General features: G+C 70.5%; 21 protein-coding genes and 1 tRNA gene. 10 read left to right on the top strand and 12 right to left on the bottom strand.

Going from position 1 to position 25,641, the window contains the following annotated elements:
• Positions 1–7 precede the first annotated feature (7 nt).
• Entirely contained in the window at positions 8–1,570 is a 1,563-nt protein-coding gene (locus JHY01_RS12245) for a sodium:alanine symporter family protein (RefSeq protein WP_205325929.1), read from the top strand.
• Between the two features lie 25 nt (positions 1,571–1,595).
• The gene (locus JHY01_RS12240; RefSeq protein WP_205325928.1) at positions 1,596–3,818 is read left to right on the top strand and encodes an ATP-dependent RecD-like DNA helicase; all 2,223 of its coding nucleotides are present in this window, start codon (positions 1,596–1,598) and stop codon (positions 3,816–3,818) included.
• A gap of 1 nt (position 3,819) precedes the next feature.
• Here JHY01_RS12240 and JHY01_RS12235 read toward each other — a convergent pair whose 3' ends face one another.
• Together JHY01_RS12235 and JHY01_RS12230 are read right to left on the bottom strand one after the other, a co-directional pair.
• Positions 3,820–4,005 carry a hypothetical protein gene (locus JHY01_RS12235; RefSeq protein ID WP_205325927.1) on the bottom strand — a complete coding sequence of 62 codons (186 nt, stop codon included), beginning with the start codon at positions 4,003–4,005 and terminating at the stop codon, positions 3,820–3,822.
• A 4-nt stretch (positions 4,006–4,009) separates the two neighbouring features.
• Entirely contained in the window at positions 4,010–4,501 is a 492-nt protein-coding gene (locus JHY01_RS12230) for a YajQ family cyclic di-GMP-binding protein (RefSeq protein ID WP_205325926.1), read from the bottom strand.
• Between the two features lie 226 nt (positions 4,502–4,727).
• On the opposite strand from JHY01_RS12230, the gene JHY01_RS12225 reads away from it, so the two are divergent.
• A tRNA-Tyr gene (locus tag JHY01_RS12225) sits at positions 4,728–4,812 on the top strand.
• Between the two features lie 67 nt (positions 4,813–4,879).
• Here the strand turns inward: JHY01_RS12225 and JHY01_RS12220 are convergent.
• Positions 4,880–6,079, bottom strand: a complete 1,200-nt coding sequence (locus JHY01_RS12220; RefSeq protein ID WP_205325925.1) for a sensor histidine kinase — start codon at positions 6,077–6,079, stop codon at positions 4,880–4,882.
• A 223-nt stretch (positions 6,080–6,302) separates the two neighbouring features.
• Between JHY01_RS12220 and JHY01_RS12215 the strand changes: the two genes are divergently transcribed.
• The 3 genes from JHY01_RS12215 (at position 6,303) to JHY01_RS12205 (ending at position 10,230) form a co-directional block, all read left to right on the top strand.
• A complete protein-coding gene (locus tag JHY01_RS12215; RefSeq protein WP_205325924.1) occupies positions 6,303–7,220 on the top strand; it encodes an ABC transporter ATP-binding protein in 918 nt (305 codons plus the stop codon).
• On the top strand, positions 7,217–9,184 hold the full coding sequence (locus JHY01_RS12210; protein ID WP_205325923.1) for an FtsX-like permease family protein: 1,968 nt from the start codon (positions 7,217–7,219) through the stop codon (positions 9,182–9,184). Before JHY01_RS12215 ends, JHY01_RS12210 begins: the two co-directional genes overlap by 4 nt.
• A gap of 185 nt (positions 9,185–9,369) precedes the next feature.
• Positions 9,370–10,230, top strand: coding sequence for a siderophore-interacting protein (locus tag JHY01_RS12205; protein ID WP_205325922.1), 861 nt, complete (start codon positions 9,370–9,372; stop codon positions 10,228–10,230).
• A gap of 54 nt (positions 10,231–10,284) precedes the next feature.
• Here the strand turns inward: JHY01_RS12205 and JHY01_RS12200 are convergent, their stop codons facing one another.
• The 4 genes from JHY01_RS12200 to JHY01_RS12185 all read right to left on the bottom strand — a co-directional run bounded on the left by JHY01_RS12200 (position 10,285) and on the right by JHY01_RS12185 (position 14,956).
• A complete protein-coding gene (locus tag JHY01_RS12200) occupies positions 10,285–11,394 on the bottom strand; it encodes an LCP family protein (protein WP_205325921.1) in 1,110 nt (369 codons plus the stop codon).
• Between the two features lie 76 nt (positions 11,395–11,470).
• Positions 11,471–12,595, bottom strand: a complete 1,125-nt coding sequence (locus JHY01_RS12195) for an LCP family protein (RefSeq protein WP_205325920.1) — start codon at positions 12,593–12,595, stop codon at positions 11,471–11,473.
• A gap of 91 nt (positions 12,596–12,686) precedes the next feature.
• Complete coding sequence (locus JHY01_RS12190; RefSeq protein ID WP_205325919.1) at positions 12,687–13,835, bottom strand: LCP family protein; 1,149 nt, start codon at positions 13,833–13,835, stop codon at positions 12,687–12,689.
• Positions 13,820–14,956: a hypothetical protein gene (locus JHY01_RS12185; protein ID WP_205325918.1), complete on the bottom strand. Its 1,137-nt coding sequence runs from the start codon at positions 14,954–14,956 to the stop codon at positions 13,820–13,822. The genes JHY01_RS12190 and JHY01_RS12185 overlap by 16 nt, the downstream gene beginning before the upstream one ends.
• A 232-nt stretch (positions 14,957–15,188) precedes the next feature.
• Here JHY01_RS12185 and JHY01_RS12180 point away from each other — a divergent pair, with 232 nt between their 5' ends.
• Positions 15,189–16,667 carry a diguanylate cyclase gene (locus JHY01_RS12180; RefSeq protein ID WP_205325917.1) on the top strand — a complete coding sequence of 493 codons (1,479 nt, stop codon included), beginning with the start codon at positions 15,189–15,191 and terminating at the stop codon, positions 16,665–16,667.
• Here JHY01_RS12180 and putP read toward each other — a convergent pair.
• The 3 genes from putP to JHY01_RS12165 form a co-directional block, all read right to left on the bottom strand.
• Positions 16,628–18,136 (bottom strand): sodium/proline symporter PutP, encoded by a 1,509-nt coding sequence (putP, locus tag JHY01_RS12175; RefSeq protein ID WP_205325916.1) that lies wholly within the window; start codon positions 18,134–18,136, stop codon positions 16,628–16,630. The two genes, JHY01_RS12180 and putP, sit on opposite strands and share 40 nt — an antisense overlap.
• Before the next feature lie 228 nt (positions 18,137–18,364).
• A complete protein-coding gene (locus JHY01_RS12170) occupies positions 18,365–19,276 on the bottom strand; it encodes an endo alpha-1,4 polygalactosaminidase (RefSeq protein WP_205325915.1) in 912 nt (303 codons plus the stop codon).
• Positions 19,277–19,383: 107 nt separating this feature from the next.
• Positions 19,384–20,208 carry a P1 family peptidase gene (locus tag JHY01_RS12165; protein WP_205325914.1) on the bottom strand — a complete coding sequence of 275 codons (825 nt, stop codon included), beginning with the start codon at positions 20,206–20,208 and terminating at the stop codon, positions 19,384–19,386.
• A gap of 323 nt (positions 20,209–20,531) precedes the next feature.
• On the opposite strand from JHY01_RS12165, the gene JHY01_RS12160 reads away from it, so the two are divergent.
• Positions 20,532–20,750 (top strand): hypothetical protein, encoded by a 219-nt coding sequence (locus tag JHY01_RS12160; RefSeq protein WP_205325913.1) that lies wholly within the window; start codon positions 20,532–20,534, stop codon positions 20,748–20,750.
• Positions 20,751–20,988: 238 nt separating this feature from the next.
• On the opposite strand, the gene JHY01_RS12155 is transcribed toward JHY01_RS12160, so the two are convergent.
• Complete coding sequence (locus JHY01_RS12155; RefSeq protein WP_205325912.1) at positions 20,989–22,563, bottom strand: LPXTG cell wall anchor domain-containing protein; 1,575 nt, start codon at positions 22,561–22,563, stop codon at positions 20,989–20,991.
• Between the two features lie 199 nt (positions 22,564–22,762).
• Positions 22,763–24,037 (bottom strand): serine hydroxymethyltransferase, encoded by a 1,275-nt coding sequence (gene glyA, locus JHY01_RS12150; protein ID WP_205325911.1) that lies wholly within the window; start codon positions 24,035–24,037, stop codon positions 22,763–22,765.
• Between the two features lie 224 nt (positions 24,038–24,261).
• On the opposite strand from glyA, the gene JHY01_RS12145 reads away from it, so the two are divergent.
• Positions 24,262–25,458 (top strand): hypothetical protein, encoded by a 1,197-nt coding sequence (locus tag JHY01_RS12145; protein WP_205325910.1) that lies wholly within the window; start codon positions 24,262–24,264, stop codon positions 25,456–25,458.
• Positions 25,455–25,601: a transposase gene (locus JHY01_RS12140; RefSeq protein ID WP_205325909.1), complete on the top strand. Its 147-nt coding sequence runs from the start codon at positions 25,455–25,457 to the stop codon at positions 25,599–25,601. The genes JHY01_RS12145 and JHY01_RS12140 overlap by 4 nt, the downstream gene beginning before the upstream one ends.
• Positions 25,602–25,641 lie beyond the last annotated feature (40 nt).

Raw genomic sequence — 25,641 nt, 5'->3', positions numbered from 1 at the left:
GGACTTCATGGACTTCCTTGACCCTGTAACGAATGCCATCCAGTCCTGGGCGGACGGCCTGAACCGGGACTTCGGCGACGAGGTCGCGGTGGTGGGCGAAGCGGTGTGGGGCCCGGTCCTCATCTTCACCCTGTTCGCCGTGGGCCTGGTCTTCACGATCGCGCTCAGAGGCGTCCAGTTCACCAAGCTCGGCTACGCCCTCTGGCTCGCGCTGTTCAAGCGCAATGAGAACTCGCAGTCCAAGGGCGACCTGAGCCACTATCAGGCGCTCTCGGTGGCGCTGGCGGCGACGGTGGGCGTCGGCAACATCGGCGGCGTGGGCGCGGCGATCGCGATCGGCGGCCCGGGCGCGCTGTTCTGGATGTGGGTGACCGGCTTCCTCGGCATGGCCACCAAGTACTCCGAGGCGCTCCTCGGCGTCAAGTACCGGACCACCAACGAGAGGGGCGAGCAGTCCGGCGGGCCGCAGCGGTACCTCTCGGCGGGCATCCGCGGCCCGGTCGGGAAAGTGCTCGCGTTCCTGTTCGCGCTGTTCGGCGTCATCGCGAGCTTCGGCATCGGCAACGCGGTCCAGTCCGGGAACGTCACGAGCGCGATCGACGCGCAGCTGCCCGCCGACTCCTGGTGGAGCCCGGATCTGACCGGCCTGGTGATCCTGGTGCTCGTGGGCGTGACGATCCTCGGCGGCATCAAGTGGATCGGGCACGTCGCGGCGGCGCTGGTGCCGTTCATGATCGTGTTCTATGTGCTCGGTGCGCTCGCGGTGCTGGTCTTCAACTCGGACGTGCTCGGGACGACGCTCGTGATGGTCTTCGAGCAGGCGTTCACCGGCGGCGCGGCCGTCGGCGGCTTCACCGGTTCGGCGATCCTGCTGACCATCCAGATCGGTTTCGCGCGCGGCATCTTCTCGAACGAGTCGGGTCTGGGCACCGGCGGCATCGCGGCCGCCGCCGCCAGGACCGACCAGCCGGTGCGGCAGGCGATGGTGTCGATGACGCAGACGTTCATCGACACGATCATCGTCGTCTCCCTGACGGGCCTCGTGATCATCTCGACGGGCGTGCTCGGCTCGGTCGACGAGAACGGCGAGCTCGTGACCTCCGCCTCCCTGACGCGTCTCGCGTTCGAAGAGGGCCTCGGCGGCGCGGGCTCGACGGGCGGCGCGATCGGCGGCTTCATCGTCGCGGTCGGCCTCGCCACGTTCGCGTTCTCGACGATCATCGGCTGGTCCTATTACGGCGAGAAGTGCCTGGAGCGGTACACGGGCCGGGTGCTGATCCTCCCCTACCGGCTGGTGTACGTGGTCGTGTCGTACCTCGGCGCGGTCACCAGCCTCGACCTGCTGTGGGGGCTGTCCGACATCGCGAACGGCTTGATGGCGCTGCCGAACCTGATCGGCCTGCTCATCCTGACGCCGGTGGTCTACCGCGAGACGAAGGCGTTCTTCGCGCGGCCGGACTGGCGCCTGCTGCCGTCGAACGCGGTGGAGGGCACGGACGACCCGCCGACGGCGACGCACCGGCTCGTGCTCGCCGACGAGAAGGGCGAGGGCGGACCGGAGCAGGACTGACGCACCCGCCGTCTACCGTTGCCCCATGGCGGAACCCCGGGCCGGAGGCACGACTGAGCACACGACGACGCTGGCGGCGGTCCTCGAGCGCGTCACCTACGCGAACGAGGAGACCGGCTACACGATCGCCCGCGCCAGCCCGGCGCGCGGCGGTGGTGAGCTCGTCACGATCGTCGGCCCGCTCCTGGGCGCCCAGGTCGGCGAGTCGCTGTCGCTGACGGGCCGCTGGTCGAGCCACCCGAAGTACGGCCGCCAGTTCGAGGTCCGGTCGTACCGGACGGTCCTTCCGGCCACGGTGCAGGGCATCGAGCGGTATCTGGGGTCCGGCCTCATCAAAGGGGTCGGGCCCAAGACCGCCGCGAAGATCGTGGCGCATTTCGGCGTCGAGACGCTCGAGGTGATCGACGCGGACGCCGCCCGCCTCGTCGAGGTCCCCGGACTCGGGCCCAAGCGCACCAAGGCGATCGCGGTGGCCTGGGAGGAGCAGCGGGCGATCAAGGAGGTCATGGTCTTCCTCCAGTCCGTGGAGGTCTCCACCTCGCTCGCCGTGCGCGTCTACAAGCAGTACGGGGACGCCGCGATCGGGGTGGTCAAGAACGAGCCGTACCGCCTCGCGAACGAGGTGTGGGGCATCGGGTTCCGCACCGCCGACTCGATCGCCCGCGCGGTCGGCATCCCGCACGACGCGCCCGAGCGGATCAAGGCGGCCCTCCAGTACACGCTGTCGCAGGCCTCGGACGCCGGGCACTGCTTCCTGCCCGCCCCGAACCTCGTCGCCGACACCGTGGAGCTCCTCGGCCTGGAGCCGGGCCCGGTCGCGCGGGCCCTCGACGAGCTCGCCCGCGATGGTGAGCACGTGATCGCCGACGACGTGCCGGCGAAGGACGCCACGGTTCCCGCCCGCTACCTCGCGCCGTTCTTCCACGCCGAACGCGGCCTCGCCGCCGGGCTCACCGCGCTGCTGCGCACCGGCGAGGACCGTCTTCCCGCGTTCGCCGGCGTCGACTGGGACAAGGCCTTCGCGTGGCTGGGGCGCCGCACCGCGACCGAGCTCGCGCCCGAGCAGACCGAGGCCGTGCGCCTCGCGCTCACCGAGAAGGTGGCGGTCCTCACGGGCGGTCCCGGCTGCGGCAAGAGCTTCACCGTCGCCTCGATCGTGGCCCTCGCGAAAGCGAAGGGCGCCAAGGTCATGCTCGCGGCCCCCACCGGCCGGGCCGCGAAGCGCCTCGCCGAGCTCACCGGTTTCGAGGCCCGCACGCTCCACCGGATGCTCGAACTGCGGCCCGGCGGCGACGCCGCCTACGACCGCGACAACCCCCTCGACGTCGATCTCCTCGTCGTCGACGAATCATCCATGCTGGACACGATCCTGGCGAACAGGCTCGTGAAGGCCGTCCCGCCCGGCGCGCACCTGCTGCTCGTCGGCGACGTGGACCAGCTGCCGAGCGTCGGCGCCGGCGAGGTCCTCCGCGACCTCCTCGCCGCACCCGCGATCCCGCGCGTGCGCCTCACCCGGATCTTCCGCCAGGCCGCCGAGTCGGGCGTGGTCGCGAACGCCCACAAGGTGAACCAGGGGCAGCTCCCCGAACTCGACGGCTACCCCGACTTCTTCTGGTTCGCGTGCGACGACAACGAGCAGGTCGCCGACCGGGTGGTCGAGATCGTCGCCCACCGCATCCCGAAGCGCTTCGGCATCCACCCGGTGCGGGACGTGCAGGTCCTCGCCCCCATGCACCGCGGCGGCCCCGGCGCCGGGAACCTCAACGCCCGCCTGCAGGAGGCGCTCACGCCCGCGAAGGAGGGCCTGCCCGAGCGCCGCCACGGCGGCCGCGTCTTCCGCTTGGGCGACAAGGTGATCCAGATCCGCAACAACTACACGAAGGGCAAGGCCGGGGTCTTCAACGGCACCGTGGGGCTCGTCCAGGCCATCGACGCGGTCGCCCAGACCATGACCGTGCGCACCGACGAGGACGAGGAGGTCGACTACGAGTTCGCCGAACTCGACGAGCTCGTGCACGCCTACGCCGTCACCGTCCACCGCTCGCAGGGCTCGGAGTACCCCGCCGTCGTCGTCCCGGTGACCACGAGCGCGTGGACCATGCTGCAGCGCAACCTGCTCTACACGGCGATCACGCGCGCGAAGCGCCTCGTGGTGCTCGTCGGTTCGAAGCAGGCCCTCGCGGTCGCCGTGCGCACCAAGGGGACCGGCAAACGCCATACGGGGCTGACCCACCGCCTCAGCGGCTGATTCAGTCCTCTTGCGCGGGCGCCGGCTCGATCGGCTTCTCGCCTTTGGCGGTCGGGTAGACCACCCAGTGCTCGGACTGCTCGTCCTTCTTGTAGCTGCGCTGCGTGATCGTGACCATCAGCGCGACCAGGCCCCCGCCCACCACGAACAGGGCGAGGACCAGCACATTGACGAGCGAGACGTTCATCGGTCTAACGGTAGTTCGTGAATTGGAGCGCGACCTCGAGGTCCTTGCCCTTGAGCAGCGCGATGACCTCCTGCAGGTCGTCGCGCTTCTTGCCGGTCACGCGGAGCTTGTCGCCCTGGACCTGGGGTTTGACGCCCTTGGGGCCCTCGTCGCGGATGATCTTGCCGATCTTCTTCGCGTCCTCGGTCGAGATGCCCTGCTTGAAGGTCACATCGATCTTCGTCTCCTTGCCGGACTGGCGCGGCTCGCCCGCGTCCAGCGCCTTCAGGGAGATCCCGCGCTTGATCAGCTTCTCCTTGAGCACCTCGAGGGCCGCCTTCACGCGGTCCTCGGTCTCGGCCGTGATCAGCGCCGCCTCGTCGCCGGAGCGCTCGACGCTCGCGCCGGTGCCCCGGAAGTCGAACCGGGTGGCCAGCTCGCGCTGGGTCTGGTTGATCGCGTTGTCGAGTTCGGCCAGGTCGATCTCGGAGACGATGTCGAACGAGGCGTCAGCCATGGCAGTCCGGTCCTTCCTTGCGGGTGCAAAGCTCGGTACTTCAAAGCGCAGTACTTCACAGCGCGGTGGGGCGGCGTGAGGGGCGCGACCGCCAAGCTTAGTCCTGCCCCACCGGCCCGGGCGGGCGCATTGCGGGCCGGCCGCAGTGAACGCGGTCTCAACTGGGGATAACCCGCTTGCGCGCCCCCGTGGAGGGGAGGTTATTCTTGCTCTCGCTACAAGCCGCGGCAGGTTACCCAAGCGGCCAAAGGGAGCTGACTGTAAATCAGCCGTCATCGACTTCGCAGGTTCGAATCCTGCACCTGCCACCAGTAGTGGAAGGCCCCCGGTCATCGATCGGGGGCCTTCCTCGTGCCCGGTCCGAAGACGGGCCGCGCGCTACCCGGGCACGGTCGTCTCGCGGGGGAGCCACGCGGCCGTCTCCCAACCGCCCTCAGGCCTCGCCTGTGCCCTGAGCCGGCCTCCGACCGCTTCGATGCGTTCGCCCAGACCCAGCAGGCCCATCCCGGCCCCGGAATCGGCGAGCCTGCCGCGCGCGGCCCGGCCGTCGTCGCGCACCGACACCTCGAGGCCGTTCCCGCTCGCCGCCGCCACGACCACCCGCACCCGGGTCGCCCCGCGGGCGTGCTTGCGCACGTTCGTCAGCGCCTCCCGCACGATCCGGTGCGCCGTCGCCGCGATCTCCGGCGCGACCGCGTTCCCCGCCAGTTCCGGGGAGATGAAGCAGGTCGTGTCGGTGCCCTCCCGGTTGAACCGATCCACGAGGTCCTCGATCTGGGCGAGGTCCCCGAGCGGGTTCACGCCCGCGCCGCCGTCGTCGTTGCGGAGCATCTTCACCATGCGCCGCATCGAGGTCAGCGCGGCGAGCCCGGCCTCCTCGATGTCCGCGAACGCCTGCTTCGGGTCGGTGTCCGTCACCTGCGCGGCCTGCGCGAGCACCACCATGCCGGTGACGTGGTGCGCCACGAAGTCGTGCATCTCGCGGGCCAGTTCGAGCCGCTCGGCCTGCCGCACCTCCTCCTGGGTCTCGCGCCGCAGCCTGTCCAGGCCGCGCAGGTACGCGCCGAAGCCGATCATGGTCGTCATCGCCATGACGATCAGCACCTCGCCGCCGATCATGGCGCTCTCGAGGTCGTCGTCGAACAGGCGATACCCGATCACCAGGACCGCCGCGCCATTGGCGAACGCGACCCACCGGCCGGGCGGCGCGTCCCAGTGCCGCACTGAGAAGAGCATGAGCAGCCCCAGCGCCAGCAGCTCGGCGGTCCCGACGCCGCGCACCCCTTGGTCGTAGACGACGTCGAACCCGGTCACCGCGAGCGATGCGATGGAGGCGGCCGCGATCCAGCGTTTGCGCCCCGGCCGGTACCAGATGTACACGCCGATCACGAAGACCGAGTTCGCGAACTGCACCCAAGCCATCCACGAGACCATCGGAGGCCGATAGCCCGTGCCGCTCGACAGCATCTCGGCCGCGAGGGTCAGCAGCAGGCACCCGATGATGAAGATCTTGAGCAGCAGTATCACCAGCCGGTTGATCCGGCTGTGCAGGCCGCGCGAGGTGGACGTGGAGGTCATGCCCCGACGGTAACCGCCTTTCCAGGACCCTCGGCCGAACGGCCGACCCGCGGCGCCCGAAACCGGCCGCCGAGCCGAAGTGGACGGCCCCCGGTCCCGGACAAGCTGGTCCCATGAACGAATTCCTCGAGATCAGCATGGTCGTGAGCCTGGTGCTCACCCTCGCGTTCCTCATCGCGGGCACGGCCCTCCCCTTCCTCCCGACCGAGAGGAAGGCCCGCCGATGAAGCCCCCGATGCTCACCGCCCGCGCCCTCACCAAGCGCTTCGGCACCGCCCCCGCCCTCGACGGCGTGGATTTCGGCGTCGGCCCCGGCGAGTCCGTGGCCGTGACCGGGCCCAGCGGGTCGGGGAAGTCGACGCTCCTGCACTGCCTGGCCGGCATCATGCGGCCCGACTCGGGGGAGGTGCGCCTGTTCGACGAGCGCATCGACAGCCTCTCGGAACGCCGGCGCAGCCATCTGCGACGCACCCGATTCGCGTTCCTGTTCCAGTTCGGGCAGCTCCTCCCGGAGCTCCCGGCCGACGAGAACGTGGCGCTGCCGCTCATGCTCGGCGGCACTCCGCGCCGGACCGCGCTCGAACCGGCCCGCGCCGAACTGCGGCGGCTCGGCCTGGAGGGCAAGGAGGGACGGCGTCCCGGTGAGCTGTCCGGCGGCGAGGCCCAGCGGGTCGCGCTGGCCCGGGCGCTCGTGGTCCGCCCGGCGGTGGTGTTCGCCGACGAGCCGACCGGCGCGCTCGACCGCGCCACGGGCGACCAGGTGATGGGGGTCCTGCTCGACACGGTCGGGGAGCTCGACGCGGCGCTCGTCGTGGTCACGCACGACCCGCGGATCGCCGCGCGCTGCACGAGGACCATCGAGATCCGCGACGGGCGGCTGAGCGGCACGCCGCGGGCCGGGGACGGTTCGGGGAGCGGCTTCGACGGGTTCGCGGACGAGCCGGCCGCGGTGGGCCTGCGGGCCGGGTCGGCGCCGCAGGGCGCGAGTGCGCTCCCGGTGCGAGGCGGCGATGCCGCACGGCCGGGCGGTGCGGTGCGCGGCCCGGCCGCGGGTCCGCAGGCAGACCCCGCGTCGTCTGCTCCGCGGCGCAGCACCGGGCCGAGCTTCGGTCCCGAGTCGGTCATGGAGGTGTGGCGATGACGGAGCTGGCCTGGCGGCTGACGCGCCTCGGGGGCCGCAGCGCCCTGCTGAGCACCGGCCTGACCGCGCTCGCCGTCGCCGTCGCGACGCTGCTGCTCCAGTTCGCCGTGGCCGGGAACTTCGCGTTCGACGAACGCGCCGACCGCACCGCCTGGCGCGATCCGGTCGCCGCGACCGGCACGGCCGAAGCGGTCATCGCGACGGCCGCCGACTACTTCGGCGGCGACTCGGTCAACCGCGTGGACCTCGCCGCCGTGGGCGACGACGCACCGGTGCCGCCCGGCATGGACGCGTTCCCCCAGCCCGGCGAGGTGTGGCTCTCTCCGGCCGCCGCCGAGCTGCTCGAAGGCGTCCCCGCATCGGACTTCCTCGCCCGCTACGGCGACGCGCACCTCGCCGGCGAGCTCGGCCCCGAAGCGCTCGCGCACCCGAACGAGCTCGTGGCCGTGGTCGGCCGCGACGCCGCCGACCCCGCGATGACCGCCGAGCGGACCAGCGCGGACGGCGTGTCGCCCAGGGAGATCGACTCGTTCGCGGTCGGCGGCGCGGACGCCGTCTACGGCTTCTACATGATCCTCATGGTCCTGGCCGCGATCCTCATGGCCGTGCCCGCCGCGGTCTTCGGCGCGGCCGCCGCCCGGCTCACGGTGGCCCGCCGCGACGAGCGGCTCGCCACGCTGCGGCTCGTCGGCGCGACCCCGGGCCAGGTCATGCGGCTCACGTTGATCGAGACGACGCTCGCGGCCGTCGCGGGTGCGGTCGCGGGCACGATCGCGTGGATGGCGGTGACGCCGCTGGTGGCGCTCATCCCGATCGACGGCGGCCGCTGGTACGTGAGCGACCTGTGGGCCGGGGCCCCGTGGATGCCCGCCGTGGCGGTCGCGGTGCCGGTCCTGGTGGCCGGCTCGGCGCTCATCGGCCTGCGCAGCGTCGTGATCAGCCCGCTCGGGGTGGCGCGGCGCGTGAAGCCCAAGGGCCTCAACGCGATCCGCCTGGTCGTGTTCGCGGTGCCGGCGCTGGCGTTCATGGTCGGCTCGAATCTGGTGGGCGGCGACATGATCGCCGTGGCGATCCTCATCGGCCTGTTCGCCGGGACGCTCGCGGCGGTGAACCTGGTGGGCCCGTGGATCGTCCAGAAGTTGGGCCGGATCCTGGCGTACACCGCGAGGGGCCCGGCGCGGCTGCTGGCGGCCCGGCGGCTCGCGGACGACCCGAAGGCCGCGTGGCGCGCGGTCGCCGGGGTCGCGATCGCGGGGTTCGTGGCCGGTTCGGTCGCGATGTTCCCGATGCTGCAGACGGACACGAGCGCGCAGGGCGCGGAGTCGATCGCGGCGACGGTCCCCGCCGATGAGGCCGACGCGCTCGCGGCCGACCTCAGCGGCAGGCTCGGCGACGCCGCGGAGGTCGCGGTGGTCGAATCGAGCGGGTACCTCACGGCCGACGGCGACCGCGCGGTGATCGAGGCGACGACGACGGGCGGGCGGCTCGAGGCGGTGCGCACTGCGATGACCGCGGCCCTGCCCGGTGACCCGCCCGAACGCGAGGTCGATTCGAGCATCATGTCGAATCGGCTCGTCGGCTCCGTCCGCACCGGCGTCACCGTCGTGCTCGCGGTCGTGTTCCTGACGGCGGCCGTCTCGGCGGCTACGGCTGCGATCGGCTCGGTCCTCGACCGCCGCCGGACCTACCGGCTGCTGCACCTCGCCGGAACCGAGCAGCGGGTCCTCGACCGGGCCCGCCGCCAGGAGACGCTCCTGCCGCTGGGCGTCATCGGCGGCGCTTCGATCCTCACCGGGATGGTCCTCACCTCGCCGATCATCGGCGCCATGGGGTTCGACGCGAGCGGTGCGCTCATCCTCGGCTCCACGGTGACCGCGGGCGTCGCCGCGGTGATCGCCGCCGGGGCCCTGTCGCGGCCGCTGCTGCGCTCGGTCATGCGGGACGTGAGCCCGCGACCCGATTGAGGGGGGCACGCGCCGGGGCCGCCGCGCTGGGGGTGCGGCGGTCCCGGTTCGTGTCCGATCCCACTGGCGGCCCCCGGTTTCCAAGTGTGATAGTTAGGGAAACCTAAGTAGCTCGTGCCGAGGTTGCCGGACGGCTCGCAGGCGCCGTCGGCGGGGAGTATGAGCCATGTATCGGAGGAGCCGCTATGGCTGAAGGCCGAGGACGCCGGACCCCCAGGGTCACCACCGCCGAGGTGCTGCGCACCGAGCGGATCACCCCGCACATGATCCGTGTCGTGCTCGGCGGCGAGGGCCTCGCCGACTTCGACTGCGGTGCGTGCACCGACCACTATCTGAAGCTCCAGTTCCCGCTTCCCGGCGTCGTCTACCCCGAGCCGTTCGACCTGGCCCGCATCCGCGAGGAGCTCCCGCGCGAGCAGTGGCCGGTCACCCGCACCTACACCGTGCGCAAGTGGGACAGGGCCGCCCGCGAACTCTCGATCGACTTCGTCTACCACGGCGACGAGGGCGTCGCCGGCCCTTGGGCCGCGAACGCCCGGCCCGGCGAGCTCGTGCGCTTCGCCGGACCCGGCGGCGCCTACGCCCCCGCCCACGACGCCGACTGGCATCTGCTCGCGGGCGACGAGAGCGCCCTCCCGGCGATCTCGGCAGCCGTCGAACGCCTCGACCCCGGCGCGCGCGCCCACGTCTTCCTCGAAGTCGAAGGGCCCGAGGAGGAGCAGCAGTTCAAGTCCGCGGCCGACCTCCGCGTCACGTGGGTCCACCGCGGGGACGCCCGCGTCGGCGAGCGCCTCGTCGAGGCCGTGCGCGGCTTCGACTTCCCCGCCGGCGACGTGCACGCGTTCGTCCACGGCGAGGCCGGTTTCGTCCGCGACCTGCGCCGCCTCCTCCGCTTCGACCACGAGGTCCCGCGCGAGCGCCTCTCCGTCTCCGGCTACTGGCGCCTCGGCCACGACGAGGACGGTTGGCAGTCCTCCAAGGCCGAATGGCGGAAGGTCGACGACGAGGACGAGGCCAAGGCGCAGTCCAAGCTCACGGAATCCTGAACGGCGCGAACGAATGCGGGGCCGCCCGGCCCCGCGTTCGCGCGTCGGGTGCGCTCAGTCGGCGGTGTCCGTCGGCGAGGCCGCGTCGGTCGGCTCCTCGGCCTGCCCCGCGAGCGGGTCGCTTTGCTTCACCCAATGCGGGTTCGCGGCCGTCCACGCGTCCATGGTGTCGTTCTGGAGGGCCTCCCACAGCGACGCGGCGGCCTCCGCCTCCGCGCCCTCGTGGATCCGCTCGATGCTCCCCCAGTCGGTGCCCTCCTCCGAGCTGGCCGGGACCCGGACCGTGGTCATGCCGTCAGGGTCGATGTCCCGGAAGTTCACCGCCAGGTCGACGATCGAGAGGCCGTCGGGCTTGGCGATGGTGACCTTGTCCCCGAAGCCCTCCAGGAGCCCGGGGATCTTCGTCGGGTCCTCCAGGTAGCCCTGCGCCTTGAGCTGCTTCAGCAGCGACTTGATCGCCTGCTGCTGGAAGTTCTGCCGCGCGTAGTCGCCGTACAGGCCCAGGTCGTAGTCGATCGTGTCGTAGAAGTCGTAACGCTGGCGCACCAGGTCCAGTGCCGCTTCCTGGTCGTAGTCGTGGCACCCCTCCTCGAAGATCCGCTCGGTGTGGTGCGACCGGAACTCCTTCCAGGTGCAGATCTCGATGGTGCCGACCAGCTCCACCATCTCCACGAACCCGTTGAAGTCGGCGGTCGCGCCGAGCTCGAACTTGAGCCCCGTGAGGTCGTGGACCGTCTGCACGACGTTGTTGCGGGTGACCTCCCAGTCGTCGGAGATCGACGCCGCGTGGTTGAGCTTGTTCCGGCACGGGCTGCTGTAATCGGGGCCGCAGTCGGGGATCTCCACGAGCAGGTCGCGGGGCAGCGACACCATCGTGGCGTCGGTGAGGTCCTGGTCGAGGTGCACGATGATCATCGTGTCGGAGCGGGTCGAGCCGCCCTGCTTGTCGGTGCCGAGCACCAGGATGTTCAAGGGCCCTTCGATGTTCTCGACGTCCATCTCGGCCTGCACGTCGCCGAGGATGTCCTCGGTCGGCACGGCGTTCTCCGCGGTCGTGGAGGCGAACTGCGCCACGCCCGCGGTCGCGCCGGCGACGACCATGGTCAGGCCGCCCGCGTACATCATCAGGTGCGCCCACCAGGGCGCTCCGCTCTTGCCGGCCATGTCACTCCAGTGGTCCGATCCACATTGCCGTAGGAGTAACGCTCCGGCGGGAGCCTGCGGTTGCACGCGCGGGCCGTCAGTCGCCGGTCTCGGTGGCGGTCCCGTCGACTGTGCCGTCAGCCGTCTCGTCGGCGGCCCCGGTCGTCTCCGTGGCCGCGCTTCCGGTCTGCTTGACCCACTCCGGGTACTGGGCGATCCACTGGTCCATGGTGTCGTTCTGCAGGGCGTCCCAGAGCGCGTCCGCCGCGACCTGCTGCTCGCCCTCGGCGATCACCTCCGAAGCGCCGACCTCGGTGTCCTGCGACGTCGCGGGGACCCGGATCGAGGTGATGTCCTCGGGATTGAGGTCGCGCAGGTTCATGGCCAGGTCGACCGCGGTCAGGCCCTCGGGCAGGTCCAGCGTGAGCTTGCCCTCCAGACCCTCGAACAGGTCGGTCAGCTTCCCGACGTCCTTGTGGTAGCCGTCGGCCTTGAGCTCCTTGATGAGCGCCTTGATCGCCTGCTGCTGCATCGCCTGGCGCCCGTAGTCGCCGCCCAGGCCGTTCTCCCAGTCGGTCCAGCCGTAGCGCTGCCGGATCAGGTCGAGCGACTCTTCCTTGCCGTAGTAGTTGCAGCCCTCGGGGAAGACCCGCTTGTCGCCGTGGATCGACTGGATCTCCTCCCACGGGCACAGCTCGATCTCGCCGACCAGGTCGACCAGGTCCATGAAGCCGTTGAAGTCGACCGTGGCGGCCATGTGGAACTCGACGCCGGTGAGGTTGTCGATCGTGCTCACCACGTTCGGGAGGGTCTCGTTCGTCCAGTCGTCGCTGATCGACGCGGCGTGGTTGAGCTTCTGCATGCAGGGGTTGCTGCCCCAGTCGGGGCCGCAGTCGGGGATCTCGACGTACAGGTCCCGGGGCAGCGACACCATCGACACGTCGGTCAGGTCCTTGTTGACGTGCACCATGATCATCGTGTCGGAGCGGGTCGAACCGCCCTGCTTGTCGACGCCGAGCACCAGGATGTTCAAGGGCCCTTCGATGTTCTCGACGTCCATCTCGGCCCGGTTGTCGAGGATCTCCTCGTTCTCGACCGCGCCGTTCGCCGTGTTGTAGCCGATCTGCGCCACCGCCGCCGCGCCCCCGGCGACGACCATGGTCAGGCCGCCCGCGTACATCATCATGTGCGCCCACCAGGGCGCGCCGCTCTTGCCAGCCATGCAACTCCAATGGTCAGGTCAGCATTATTCACTACATGTCACGCTTCGATAAACGCGAGGGGTTGCGAGGGGGCTGGCCTGCGGCGCGACCTCAATTCACCGTGGGCTCGTCACTCGTCGCCTCCTCGCCGGCGGCCTGCCCGCCGTCGACCGGCGCCACGGCGCAGTCGGGCTTCGAGTCGCCGCTGAGCCACTGGTCGTTCTCGCACGCCCACTCGTTGATCGTGTCGTTCGCGATCGCCTCCCACAGCGCGTCCGCCGCGACCTCCTCGTCCGTGCCCTCGTGGATCAACACGAACGACGTGCCGTTGATGTTCCCCTCGGAAGAGGGCGTGCCGATCGAGATGATCTCGTTCGGGTCGACGTCGCGCATCTGCGTGATCATGTCGATCAGACTGTAGGCGCCCACGTCCAGGGTCAGCGCGTCGCCGAAGCTGTTCAGCAGGTCCACGGCCTTCGTCGGGTCGGTCGCGTAGCCCATCTCCTTGGCCCGCTCCAGGATCTTCTTGATCGCCTGCTGCTGCATCTTCTGGCGGCCGAAGTCGCCCCAGGTGCCGTTGGCGTAGTCCTCGTCGGAGTCCCAGCCGTACCGCTGGCGCACCAGATCGAGGGCGTCCTCCTTGTTGTACTCGGCGCAGCCCTCCTCGTAGGTCTTCTTGTCGCCGTGGATCGAGGTGATGTCGTGCCACGGGCACAGCTCGATCGTGCCGAGCTCGTCGACCATGTCGAGGAAGCCCTCGAAGTTCGCGATCGCGCCGCCGTCGAACTGGATCCCCGTGAGGTGCGTGATCGTCTCCGCGGTGTTCTGGAACGACTCGCCCCAGTCCTCGGAGTACGCGAACGCCTCGGTCAGCTTCGTCTCCGACGCCGGAACGCCCGAAGGGATCTCCACGTACAGGTCGCGCGGCAGCGAGATCAAGCTGACCTGCGTGAGGTCCTCGTTGACGTGCACGATGATGTCGGCGTCCGTGCGGGCCTCGCCCCCGGCGCCCACCCGCTCGTCGGTGCCGAGCACCAGGAAGTTCAGAGGGCCGGTGATCTTCTCGCCCTCGGACTCGACGCGCTGGTCGCCGAGCAGGTCGGCCTGGTTGACCGAGTCCTCCAGGACGGTCACGCCGATCTGCGCCGCGATCGCGCCGCCGCCGGAGACGACCATGACCATGGAGCCGGTGACGACCATGGCCTTCGCCCACCAAGGCGACGACGCCTTGACGACGGCGTGTTTCATCGGGCTGCCCATTGCCTCTCCCGGAACAGTCTGTGGGGTGTCGAGGCGCCGTCGGGGGAGACTGGCGCGCTCTGAGGGCTACACGCGCAGCTCAGCTGACGCGTTGCATCCCAGGAACCATAGAGCATGTACATCGCGTGCGCGTGTCCTCCACCGTCCGGCCGCCTTACGGACCAGGACGAAAGGGATAACAAGCCGAAATACAGTATGGCTCCCGCCACAGCCGACGCGAGGAGCGCCGCGGAGAGCAGTTTCGCCCCGCTCACCGGCCGCTCGCCCACCACCCGACCGCTCTCGCCGTGCACCGCGACCATCCGCCGCCGTCCCCGGTGCGCGTACGACACCAGCCACACCGGCAGCAGCACCAGCCGGTACCCCAGCCCCGCGTACGCCGTCTCGATGCTCGGCACGTGCTGCTCGTCCCCGCCCACCCGCGCCCGGACCTCCCGCTCCACCTCGGCCGCCATCCGCGCCTTCGCCAGCTCCAACCCCACCTCCGGCTCCAGGTCGTACGCCTGCGTCCAATACCCGTCCAGCATCCGCGGCTCGAACGCCACCGCATCGCCCAGCGTCCAGTCCCGCAGCAGCGCCGCCAGCGCCGTCCCCTCCAGCCGCACCGTCGCCGCCACCGGCACCGCCGCGAAGTCCCGGTCCACCACTCCCGCCGCGGGCGACCACCGGATGCCGCGCACCCGGCCCACGCCGCCCTGTGTCCACTCGTAGTCGCCCCTCGCCGCCTGGTACCGCGACCGCGTGCGCGCCCGCCACACCCAGAACGGCAGGTACGCGCCCCGGAACGACTCCGATTCGTCGATGCGCCGGAACGCCCGCGGTGTGAACCAGGGCCGCCGCGCCCACTCCCGCAGCAGCCGCCGCGCCGTGGCCCGCTCCACCCGGAACGGCACCAGCGCCTCCGGCGCCGTCAACAGCTCGGGGGTGTCGTCGGCGTACCGCAGTTTCGCCTTGGGCGCCAAGGCGACCCAGTCGGGGTCCACGAGCCGCCGGGAGGCCGGTCGGCCGTGCAGCTCGGTGCCGCACGCCTCGCACGCGAGGACCGTGGCACCGGGAGTCGTCGGCAGGGGCTCACCGCAGGAGCCGCATGGCCGCGCACTGTACGGACGTGAAGGGAGCAAAGCCCACCATCCTTCCATTTCGGGCACTGCTCCCACTGTATGCGGCGAGTCCGATGCACGGAGGAAAACGGTTCGGGCGCTTGCCCATTCGAGGACGAAAGGCGAATACGGCCACGACGTGCCGCACTGGATATATCGGCTCCGCGGTGGCAGGATAGAGCGCGTGACGCCACGGAGGGGGATCACGTCTGCGCGTGATTATGCCGATCAGTATCGGCGTCTGCGCGCCCTCATGCGGTCCGGACAGGTCGCCGAGGCCGTCGCCGAGGCCACCTGGATCGTCTACAACTCCGACACGGTGCATCAGCGCGCCCAGGCCTGGCTGTTCATCCTCCAGGGCCAGATCTCACAGCGTGCCACCGACAAGATCCCCGGCACCATCGACCAGGCCGGCGCCGCCGTCTCCCGCTGCCAGGACGCCCGCCTCACCGGCAAGTACCACGCGCTCGCGGCCTGGTACTACCACCACTACATCAAGGCCCTCGGCCTCACCGCCGAGCAGCTGGTGCTCTCGCGCCGCGCCCTCCAGGCCATGACCGAGGAGAGCCAGGCCGCCGTCGACGCCTGGTACGACCTCGCCGTGATCCTCTCCAACTGCGGCTACCAGCAGCAGGCCTCCCAGGCGCTCGACCAGTGCCACACCCTCGCCGGGGGCACCGGCGTCGGCCGCGCCTCGGTGGAGGGCGTCGAGGTCCGGGTCCGGGACGCGCTCCTGCGCTACTACACGGGCGACGCGCGGGCCTGCAACTACTTGCTGCTCAAGGAGCTTCGCCGGGTGAAGCCGATCCTGCACGAGCTCGACGCGCGCGAGATCGAGTGGATCCACTACGCGCTGGCGCGGGTGAGCCTGCTCGGGGTGGGCGAGAACTGGACCGTGGAGCATCTGCTGCCGGACGAGACGTCGTCGGTGGAGGCGATGGACCTGCGGACGCTCGCGCGGGCGTCGCGGTTGATCGCGCAGGCGCGGGGCCTGGAGGCCTTGGAGGTGCTGGAGGCGCGGGAGATCGGGGACGAGACGCTCGGGGTGATGGAGCCGCAGCATCTGCGTTCGCTGGCGCTGGTGGCGAAGGGCGATCATGCGGCGTCGATCCTGGCGGCGCATGCGACGACGTACGCGTTGTACAAGCAGATCAACGAGTTCCACACGATCTACTTGGATTCGGCCGGGGCCCTGGTGGACCGGGACCAGTTGCGGCGGGCGGTCGCGGGCTGGGCGGACCGGGCGAACACCGATGACCTGACGGGTCTGCCGAACCGGCGGCGCCTCGACGAGTTCTTGTCCGATGTGGATGGGGACGGGATGATCGCGGTGCTCGACCTGGACGGGTTCAAGGCGGTCAACGACACGCACGGCCATCAGGCGGGCGATGCGATCCTGCAGCGGGTGGCGGCGCTCCTGTCGAGTGTGGTGCGGACCGGGGACCTGTTGGCGCGCACCGGCGGTGACGAGTTCATCCTGGTGCTGCCGGGGGCGACCGAGTACGACGCGGACGCGGTGTCGCAGCGCATCCGGGTGGCGGTGTCGGGCGAGAACTGGGAGTACTCGGTGCCGGGCACGCCGGTGGACGTGTCGATCGGCTGGGCGCGTTTGGCGGCCGGCGGCAACCCATCGCAGACGCTTTGGGCTGCCGACCAGGCCATGTATCAGATGAAGCGGTCGCGCAAGATGCCTTACGACGGGACGGCGGGTTCGGGCTCCTCGTCGTGGTAGGAGCCGGCCCATTCGCGTTCGGGCCTCCGTCCGAGGCGGCCGAAGATGAGTGCGGCGGCCAGTGCGGCGCCCCATCCGGGGAGCATCGAGTAGACGCCGCCGGGTGAGCCGATCTGCTCCCACCAGACCACGACGGTGGCGCCGGTGACCATGCCGGCCAGGGCGCCCGCCCAGGTCATGCGCTTCCAGTACAGCGAGAGCACGATGACCGGTCCGAATGCGGCGCCGAAGCCCGCCCATGCGAACGCGACGATGTCGAGCACCGTGCCGCCCTGCAGCGCCAGGAAGTAGGCGATGACGGCGACGACGACGACCGCGCCGCGGCCGATCCACACCAGTTCGCCGTCGCCGGCTTCCCGGCGGAGGTAGCGGCGGTAGAAGTCCTCGGTGACGGCGGTGGAGGCGACGAGCAGTTGGGAGTCCGCGGTCGACATGACCGCCGCCAGGACGGCGGCCAGGAGAATGCCCGCGATCCAGGGCGCGAACTGGTTCTCGACCAGGACGAGGAACACGGTCTCGGGGTTCGCGAGCGGTTCGTCGATGTAGACGATGCCGACCAGGCCGATGATGACGGCGGCGGCGAGGGCGAAGAACGACCAGCCGGTGGCGATGCGGCGGGCGGCGGGGATGTCCTTGACCGAGCGGATGCCCATGAAGCGGGCGAGGATGTGCGGCTGGCCCGGGTAGCCGAGGCCCCATGCCAGGAGCCCGGCGACGGCGACGAAGCTGAGCGACGTGCCGGCGGTCCACGCGCCGTCGGCGTAGGCGGCCTCGTCGACCCAGTCGAGCAGGTTGGGGCTCGTCGCTCCGATCCCGTCGAACATCGGGCCGATGCCGCCGATCGCGAGGATCGCCCCGATGGGGGCCACGACGAGGGCGAAGAACATGAGGATGCCCTGGACGAAGTCGGTGAAGGACACCGCCAGGAATCCGCCGAGGAACGTGTAGACCACGATGACGATCACGGCGACGGTGATGGCGACGGTGGGCTCGACGCCGAAGATGGTCTCGAACAGCAGGCCGCCCGCGACCAGGCCGGAGGCGACGTACAGCGTGAAGAAGACGCCGATGACCAGGGCTGAGACCACGCGCAGCAGGTGGGTGCGGTCCTCGAAGCGGGATTCGAGGTACGCGGAGAGGCTGATCGAGTTGTGGGCCCGCTCGGTGTAGGTGCGCAGGCGCGGGGCGACGATGCGCCAGTTGAGGTAGATGCCGACGAAGAGGCCCACGGCGATCCAGGCCTCGCCGATGCCGGCGGCGTAGACCGCGCCGGGCAGGCCCATGAGGAGCCAACCGGACATGTCGGAGGCCTGGGCGGAGAGGGCGGCGGTGGGGGCGTTGAGCGATCGGCCGCCGAGCGCGAAGTCGGAGAGGGTCTTGGTGCGCTTGTACACCCAGACGCCGATCAGGATCATGAAGAGGAGATAGAGGATGAAGGTCGTGACGATCGGACCGGAGAGTTCGACCATTGGTTTACCTCGCAATCGAAGGTATTCAGGCAATGGCGCTTATCATACAGTGGCCTTCATCGCAGAATTACCTCTGTTTCTGTCCCCCAAACGCGCGAAAGTTCGATAGATCACCTCCAATGCCCGTCTGGGTGGTCTCTCCGCCCAGTTTAAAAGGGATTTCGGGGGCGTTTTCGCGAAGCAGGCACACCGGTTTCCCGTTCCGGCTCGAGAGGCGCAGGTCGGGGCTCAGGGGCAGGGCGCGTAGATCGCGTCGAGGTCGACCCCGGCGACGGCCCCCGCGAAGCCCTCGTCGTCGTAGCGCGCGCAGGCCGCGGCGATGTTCGCCGGCTCGGAGGCGTAGTCGACGGCGAGCACCAGTTTCCCGGCGTCGCGGATCGCGCGGGTGTTCGCGAGGTTCTCGCCGCACCAGTCCTCGGCGCAGGGCTCGTCGGCGTTGAGGAAGAAGAGCTCCTCGATGCCGATCCCGTCGATGGCGTCGAGGTAGCCGGGGTATTCGCGCAGTTCGGGGGAGTTCTGCGGCAGGACGGCGAGGGAGCCGCCCGCGTAGGCGTCGACCGCGATGATGAGGTCGACCATCTTCTGCGCCAACGACTCCCGGGTCTCGCCGGGGACGAGCGCGAGGTCGATCTCCTCATAGGCATTGGGCACGTCGAGGTAGACGCCGTCGAATCCGGCGGCCATGGCCTGGTCGAGGCGGGGTCGCATGACGAGGTCCCACCAGCGCTGGTCCCAGTACTCGACGAAGTACTCGTCGGGCCAGTCGCCCCACCGGTTGAGGACGAGGTCGTGGGCGGCGACGGCGGGGTGCTCGGGCCGGTAGGTCTCGATGGAGCCCATGGTGAAGTACGCGTAGACGGTCTTGCCCGAGTCCTTGAGGGCGGTGATCTCGTCGGCGGTGAAGTAGTCGTCCCCGCCGTCGCGGGCGAGGTCGATGACGGCCGCGTCATGCGGGGCCGCGGTGAGGGCTTCGAGGCCGTCGTCCTCGTAGCCGGAGAGCTGGTAGATCCAGCTGGAGGGGTGCCGGTCGGACCCGGCGCCGTCGGCCGAGGGATCGGCCTTCGGTTCCGCTCCGGCGTCGCCGGTGCCCACCACGAGGAGCAGCGGCAGCACGAGGAATGCGGTGCGAAGGCGTCTCATATGGTGCAGCATAGGCGGCACCTGCCCCGGAACCGGCCGCGCGACGTTGTCGGAACCGGGGGCGACCGCGAACGCCCCCTCGGACGCTCCGTCCGCCTTCTCGCCGTTCAGAACCCTTCGGCGATCGCTTCCGCGACCGCCTCCACCGCGAGGGCCCGCACCACGTCGACCGACGCTTCGAGATTCCCGGTGGAGGCCGCGACGAACGCGTCGCCGTCCATCCTCGTGTGCACCGGGCTGATCGCCTTCGCGAGGCCGTCGTGCGCGCCCTGCGCGACCAGCGCGCAGTCCACTTTGTCGAGCCGCGCGTTCGTGACCACGACCCCGATCGTGGTGTTCCGCCCGAACGAGCCCGCCGCGAAGCCTTCGGGCCGCAGCAGCCCCCGGTCCAGCGGCCCTGGTTCACCGAACGCGTTCACCGCCGCGAGCGCGCACACCGCTACCGGCCCGGCCCACACCGTGGCCGTCCGCAGCCCCGAGGGCAGCGTCACGCCCCGCCATTGCCCGACCGTCGCGCCCCGGCCCGCGCCGATCGGCCCGTCCAGGGCCGGCTCGAACGGCGCCATCGCCGCATCGCAGGCCTCATATCCTTGGGCCGCAGCGGGAACCGTGCCCGAGCCGTCGAGGTCGAAGAGTCCGAGCGTCGGCACGATCGGCACCTTCCCTCCCGGTGTCGCGACGCCCCGGTCGTGCTCGGCCAGCCACCGCATCACCCCGTCGGCGGCGGCCAGGCCGAAGGCGGAACCGCCCGTGAGGAGGACCGCGTCGATGCCGGTGTTCGCGCGCAGGGGGTCGAGCAGCTCGATCTCCCGGCTGGCCGGGGCGCCGCCCCGCACCTCGCCTGAAGCGGTCGTGCCCTCCTCGAACAGCAGCACCGTGCAGCCGGTGTGCTCGCCGGTCCAGTGGCCGACGCGAACTCCCAAGTCCCGCATCCGGACAGACTACCGCCACGCGTCCGCGAACCGCTCCTGGAATTCGATAACCGAACGGTAACTAAGCTCTTTGTGGACAGTGTTGCGGGACACCTGTGACCCACGCAAAATCCCTGGATTTACCGGACGCGCACGCCTTAGCATTGATGATGAAGCCGAGGGGAACAGGAGCGGGACGGTGAACCCGCAACCGCTCTCAGACCCCGGCCCGGAGGCGGTCCATCGCGATCGCACCGGATTCCCGCCGTCGACAATGGCGTCATCGACGAGCGGTCCCCAAGAAAGATCCACGAACCGGCTTACCCTGCCGGGAAGGAATCATCATGAACGAGCTCGTAGGTGCATACCTCGCAGTCGACGCCGCCAACACCGTTGCCACCTCGGCCCTGCCGAACGCCCCGGTCGTTGACGACGGGCGTGCCGACAAGCCTTACGCTTTCGGCGTCACCCGCCCGGAGAAGGTCCGCCTCTCGACCGCCGGCGTCCTGCGCCGGGCGGCCAACCGCATCGAGGGCCGCGCCCTCGCCGGTCTGGCCCGCTAAGGATCGAAGGCGAGCGCGCCCACAAGGCGCCGGCCGAAGACTGCCAACTCGAACATCACCAGAACGCGACGCGCTGCGGCTTCTCAAGAGCCGGGCGCGTTTCGCTCTCCCGGAGGCGGGCCCGGCCGAAAGGCGGGGCCCGCCTCCGGCGTCCCCGCGCCGCAACGCCGCACGGACGCGGACGGGCCCCGGCCATTCGGCCGGGGCCCGTCACCTCTGGTCTCCTCGCGGGAGCGTCCTACTCCGCGTCAGTCGCCTTGCGGCGGCGCGAGGAGAGCACGAACAGCACCACGCCGACCACGAGCACCAGCGCCGCGACGCCGATGATCAGCCCGAACGAGGTACCCGTCTTCGGGAGCTTCGGCGAACCGCTGCCGTTGACCGTGATGTCGGCCTTGTCGTTCCGCTTGTCGCCGTCCGCGACACCGGGATAGCCGTCGTTGTCGATCGCGGCGACCTCGAGGGAGCCCTTGCCGCTCGCGCCGGCGTCGGTGATCTTCACGGTGAACTTGAAATCGAACGACTCGCCCGCGCCGAGACTGTAGAAGAGGCACACGAAGTCGGCGTTCTTCAGGTCCGACCCCGGGAACGAGTCCTTGACGAACGCGTCGCCGGACTCGAAACAGTTCAGGTCGTCGCCGTCGCTGTCGATCGTCACCAGCTCCAGGCCCTTCGGCAGCTCGCCGATGAGCCCGTACGAGCCGGGCCCGTCGAAGAAGCCCCACGCGTCAGCGGTGCCGAGGTTCTTCACCGGGACCGTGAGTTGCGCCTGGTCGCCCTTGGCGCCCTTGGCATTCGAAGCGGCCACCGACAGGTCGAAGGGGTGCGGCGCGGTCGTGATGCCGATGTACCCGGAGTGCGAGTCCTCGAACTCCGATTCGGGCTCGGTGACGACGCGGAACCCGAACAGGTTGTCCGAACCCTCGTCCCAGAACACGCCGCCGTAGTGCTCCTCGAGCTCGTCCGCGTCGACGGTGCGCACCATGTAGCTGCAGCCGCACACCTCGACCGGGCCGGGCGCGGTCCCGCTCACCTCGTAGGTGATCGGGTCGGCGAAGCCGAACACCGTCTCGGGCAGGTCCTCGAAGTCGGTGACGACGCAGGAGACCGTGTCCTCGTACTCGGTGCAGTTGTCGTAGCCGGCGGTCGCCCGGGTGAGCCCGTTGAGGGTGTAGTCGGAGCCGAACGCCGTGACGACCACGGCCGCGGTGTCCTCCGGGAGCGGCTCCACCTGGAGGAAGTCGGCCGCGACCTGGACGCCCTCACCGGGCTTGGCGTCCGTGTACTCGGTGCTGCCGTGCAGGTAGGGGCGGTCCTCGGTCGGGTCCCCGTCGTCGCCGTCGACCTCGACGGTGCCGTTGATCGGCTCGAGGTTCACTCCGTCGACGCCGATGAGCAGCGAATAGTCGTACTCCCCGGAGGGCGTCCCGGCGTCCGCCGCGTAGTCGAACGCGAAGTCGATCTCGGCCTCGGCGTCCGCGGCCGTGCAGTTCACCCACTGCTCGGGGGTGCCGCCGAGCTCGCAGGAACCGTCGTCGGTCGTGCCGCCCGCGAGCCGCCAGCCGTCGCCGTAGACGCTCAACTGGGCGGTCACGTCGTGCTCGCCGGGTTCGAAGTCGCCGCCGAAGGCGAGGTGGATCGCGCCGGTGGCGAAGTCCGCGCCCGCCTCGACGGGTTCGTCGAACACCACGTCGGCGGCGGGCTCCGGGGTCTGCGCGGCGGCCGGGAGCGCGAACGCCCCGACGCCGAGTGCGGCCGTGCCGAGCACGGCGAGTGCGCGCCTTCCAGCGCGCCGAGGGTATGACGAATGCATGGGTGGGTTCCTTTTTGGAGTGACGGCGGCGCCGTGGTCAGGGGCGATGCGAAGTGGAGGGACTTATACGTACTAGACGCCTTCGGCTCGTCACCTGTTGCAACCGGATTTCAGAAATCTCCCGGACGTGACCGGGAGCACGCGAAAGGGGCGCCCGACCCGCTGGTCGAACGCCCCTCTCCGCTTGCGCTGCTTGACCTTACGCCTGCCAACCCGGGATCGGGAACGCCTTCGTGTGCTCCCGGATCTCGCCGGCCACGACCTCGAGCTCGGCGTCCTTGCCGTCCTTCGCCGCGGCGACGGCCCGGTCGATCCAGCCCGCGATCAGGTCCATGTCGCCCTCGGTCATGCCGCGGGTCGTCACCGAGGCCGTGCCGATGCGCAGGCCCGACGGGTCGAACGGCTTGCGCTGGTCGAACGGCACCGAGTTGAAGTTCAGCTCGATGCCGGCCGCGTCCAGGGCCTTCGCCGCCGGCTTGCCCGGGATGTCCTTGCTGGTGAGGTCCACCAGGATCAGGTGGTTGTCCGTGCCGCCCGAGACCAGGTCGAACCCGCGCGAGCTCAGGCCCGCCGCGAGCGCCTTCGCGTTCTTGACGATCTGCGCCGCGTAGTCCTTGAAGGAGTCCTGCGCGGCCTCCTTCAGCGCCACCGCGATCGCCGCCGTGGTGTGGTTGTGCGGGCCGCCCTGGAGGCCCGGGAAGACCGCCTTGTCGATGGCCTTCGCGTGCTCCTCCTTGGTGAGGATCATCGCGCCGCGCGGGCCGCGCAGCGTCTTGTGCGTGGTGGTGGTGACGACGTCGGCGTGCCCGACCGGGGTCGGGTGCGCCCCGCCCGCGACGAGACCGGCGATGTGCGCGATGTCGGCCATGAGCACCGCGCCGACCTCGTCGGCGATGGCCTTGAAGCCCGCGAAGTCGACGGTGCGGGGGATCGCGGTCCCGCCGCAGATGATGAGTTTCGGCCGCTCCTGGCGCGCGATCTCGGCGACCTCGTCGAGGTCGATGCGGCCCGTGTCGCGGCGGACCCCGTAGTGCACGGCGTCGAACCACTTGCCCGTGGCCGAGACCTTCGCGCCGTGGGTCAGGTGCCCGCCCGCGGGCAGCCCCATGCCGAGGACCTTGTCGCCCGGGTTCAGGAACGCCATGTAGACGGCCAGGTTCGCAGGCGAGCCGGAGTACGGCTGGACGTTCGCGTGGTCCGCCCCGAACAGGGCCTTCGCCCGGTCGATGGCCAGCTGCTCGACGACGTCGATGAACTGCTGGCCCTCGTAGTAGCGCTTCCCGGCGTACCCCTCGGAGTACTTGTTGGTCAGGATCGACCCCGTCGCCTCCATGACCGCCTGGGACACGTAGTTCTCGGACGCGATGAGGCGGATCTTCTCGGACTCGCGGCGACCCTCGTTCTCGATGGCCTGTTCGATCTCGGGGTCGACGGCCGCGAGTGACGCGGTGAGGGCCTCGTAGGCGCTGGACATGCAATGCTCCTCGCTGATCGGCATGATCTCGCACGGCGACCGGGCAGGTGGCCTTGATGCCCCGAGCATAGCCGGGCGTCCTGAGCTGGGGCCCCCGCGTTTCCTCACCTGTGAGACGGCGCCGACCGGACTCGCCTGCGCATCCGGGTCGAAAGCACGCAGCGCCGTCCTCACGCGATCGGCCGTCGGAGACTGCATTGCGTACACGCAGTACGGTGCGACGTATGTCACCTAGATACGCCGCGAAGACCGTCGGCGCCGGGTTCGCGGTCGCGGCGCTCGCCGCGCTCGCGCAGCTCGGACTGGCCTACGGCTTCGGGCTCCTCTCCTGGGCGGACGCCGCACCCGGCGCCGCCGACCCCGTCCTCGACTACCGCTCGAACGCCAACCTCGCGTGGGTGGCCTGGTTCTCGGCCGCCTCGTGCGTGGTGGGCGGCCTCGCCTCCGGCGCGATCGGCTCCCGGGCCTCGGCCCGTCTCGGCCCCGGCATCCGAGTGACCGCCGTGTTCGCGAGCGCCGTCGGCGCTTTCGCCGTCGGCCCGCTCGTGTCGCTCTCGGCCGAGCAGGGAGCGGTCTTCAACAGCTTCCCCGTCGACCCGCTCATCGCGGCCGGGCTCGGCGCCGCCGTCGGCTTCGCGCTCGCGCTCATCGGGCTGAGCTCCCGCTCGGTCGCGGTCAACGTCGGGGCCTCGGTGGTCCTGGTGTGGGTGCTCGCGATCCTCGCCGTGTTCATTGAGATCGGCGACCGGGCCACCCCGGTCAACGAGCTCGCCGTATGGGGCTCGTGGGCCGGACCGGACTCGTTCCTCGGCACGCGCGGCTTCGCGATCTCGCTCCCGTTCGTGGTCGGCTCGGCGCTGATCGGCGTGGTCGTCGCGGTGCTCGCGCGCCGCGGCCCGATCTCCAGCTCGGGCTACCGCATCGCGGCGGCCTCGGGCATCGCCGGCCCGCTCATCGTCACCGTCGCGCACCTCTACGCGGGGCCCGCGCCGATCGACGGCGCCGACGCGATGTCGGTGATCCTCGTCGGCCCCTATGCGGCGATCGCCGGGCTCCTCGGCTCGCTCATCGTCTGCGCGCTGCCCAAGGCGGGCGGCCAGATCGACGACGCCCCGCAGCCCGAAGCCCGGGAGGACCGCACCGGCCTCGTCGAGACGGCTCCGGGCTGGACCGTCCCCGAACCCGCCTCCGCGTATGACGACTCGCAGAACGGCGACACGAAGCACCTCCCGGGGAGCGGCCCCGACCCCGAAGTCGACTGGGTCCAGGAACTCAAGCCCGTCGAATCGGGCGCGACCCTCACGGCCGAGCCGGAGGCGAAGACCGAGGAGAAGCCCAAGCGCCGCGCCCGGAAGTCCACCGGCCGCTCCCGCCGCAAGCTCGGCTCCGACGAATCCACCCCTGAGACCGACACCAAGTGACCGGGCCGGCAGGGCTCGCCGGGCTCCGCATCAGCCTGTGGGAATGCGAATGCGGAGCCCGACACGGTCGAGACGAGAACGCCGAGATCAACATCGGACGCGAAGGCGAGCGCCTCGTGGCCGCCGGGCTGGCGGACACGTAGAACGCCTGCCGAGCCTGCGTCAGACTCGGGAGACCGGGCA

The organism is Glycomyces sp. YM15 (assembly GCF_016918015.1).
In the GTDB taxonomy this organism is placed as follows: Bacteria; Actinomycetota; Actinomycetes; order Mycobacteriales; family Micromonosporaceae; genus Glycomyces.
Note: the sequence above shows the minus strand (reverse complement) of the source record. Positions and strands in the feature narration are given on the sequence as shown.

Excerpts from the sequence above, each read along its gene's own strand:
- JHY01_RS12160 (WP_205325913.1), top strand. The coding sequence starts at position 20,532 with ATGAACGAGCTCGTAGGTGCATACCTCGCAGTCGACGCCGCCAACACC.
- JHY01_RS12180 (WP_205325917.1), top strand. The coding sequence starts at position 15,189 with ATGCGGTCCGGACAGGTCGCCGAGGCCGTCGCCGAGGCCACCTGGATC.
- glyA (WP_205325911.1), bottom strand. The coding sequence starts at position 24,037 with ATGTCCAGCGCCTACGAGGCCCTCACCGCGTCACTCGCGGCCGTCGAC.
- JHY01_RS12165 (WP_205325914.1), bottom strand. The coding sequence starts at position 20,208 with ATGCGGGACTTGGGAGTTCGCGTCGGCCACTGGACCGGCGAGCACACC.
- JHY01_RS12190 (WP_205325919.1), bottom strand. The coding sequence starts at position 13,835 with ATGGGCAGCCCGATGAAACACGCCGTCGTCAAGGCGTCGTCGCCTTGG.
- JHY01_RS12240 (WP_205325928.1), top strand. The coding sequence starts at position 1,596 with ATGGCGGAACCCCGGGCCGGAGGCACGACTGAGCACACGACGACGCTG.
- JHY01_RS12155 (WP_205325912.1), bottom strand. The coding sequence starts at position 22,563 with ATGCATTCGTCATACCCTCGGCGCGCTGGAAGGCGCGCACTCGCCGTG.
- JHY01_RS12245 (WP_205325929.1), top strand. The coding sequence starts at position 8 with ATGGACTTCCTTGACCCTGTAACGAATGCCATCCAGTCCTGGGCGGAC.
- JHY01_RS12230 (WP_205325926.1), bottom strand. The coding sequence starts at position 4,501 with ATGGCTGACGCCTCGTTCGACATCGTCTCCGAGATCGACCTGGCCGAA.
- JHY01_RS12215 (WP_205325924.1), top strand. The coding sequence starts at position 6,303 with ATGAAGCCCCCGATGCTCACCGCCCGCGCCCTCACCAAGCGCTTCGGC.
- JHY01_RS12195 (WP_205325920.1), bottom strand. The coding sequence starts at position 12,595 with ATGGCTGGCAAGAGCGGCGCGCCCTGGTGGGCGCACATGATGATGTAC.
- JHY01_RS12235 (WP_205325927.1), bottom strand. The coding sequence starts at position 4,005 with ATGAACGTCTCGCTCGTCAATGTGCTGGTCCTCGCCCTGTTCGTGGTG.
- JHY01_RS12205 (WP_205325922.1), top strand. The coding sequence starts at position 9,370 with ATGGCTGAAGGCCGAGGACGCCGGACCCCCAGGGTCACCACCGCCGAG.
- JHY01_RS12200 (WP_205325921.1), bottom strand. The coding sequence starts at position 11,394 with ATGGCCGGCAAGAGCGGAGCGCCCTGGTGGGCGCACCTGATGATGTAC.
- JHY01_RS12145 (WP_205325910.1), top strand. The coding sequence starts at position 24,262 with ATGTCACCTAGATACGCCGCGAAGACCGTCGGCGCCGGGTTCGCGGTC.
- JHY01_RS12210 (WP_205325923.1), top strand. The coding sequence starts at position 7,217 with ATGACGGAGCTGGCCTGGCGGCTGACGCGCCTCGGGGGCCGCAGCGCC.
- JHY01_RS12170 (WP_205325915.1), bottom strand. The coding sequence starts at position 19,276 with ATGAGACGCCTTCGCACCGCATTCCTCGTGCTGCCGCTGCTCCTCGTG.
- JHY01_RS12220 (WP_205325925.1), bottom strand. The coding sequence starts at position 6,079 with ATGACCTCCACGTCCACCTCGCGCGGCCTGCACAGCCGGATCAACCGG.
- putP (WP_205325916.1), bottom strand. The coding sequence starts at position 18,136 with ATGGTCGAACTCTCCGGTCCGATCGTCACGACCTTCATCCTCTATCTC.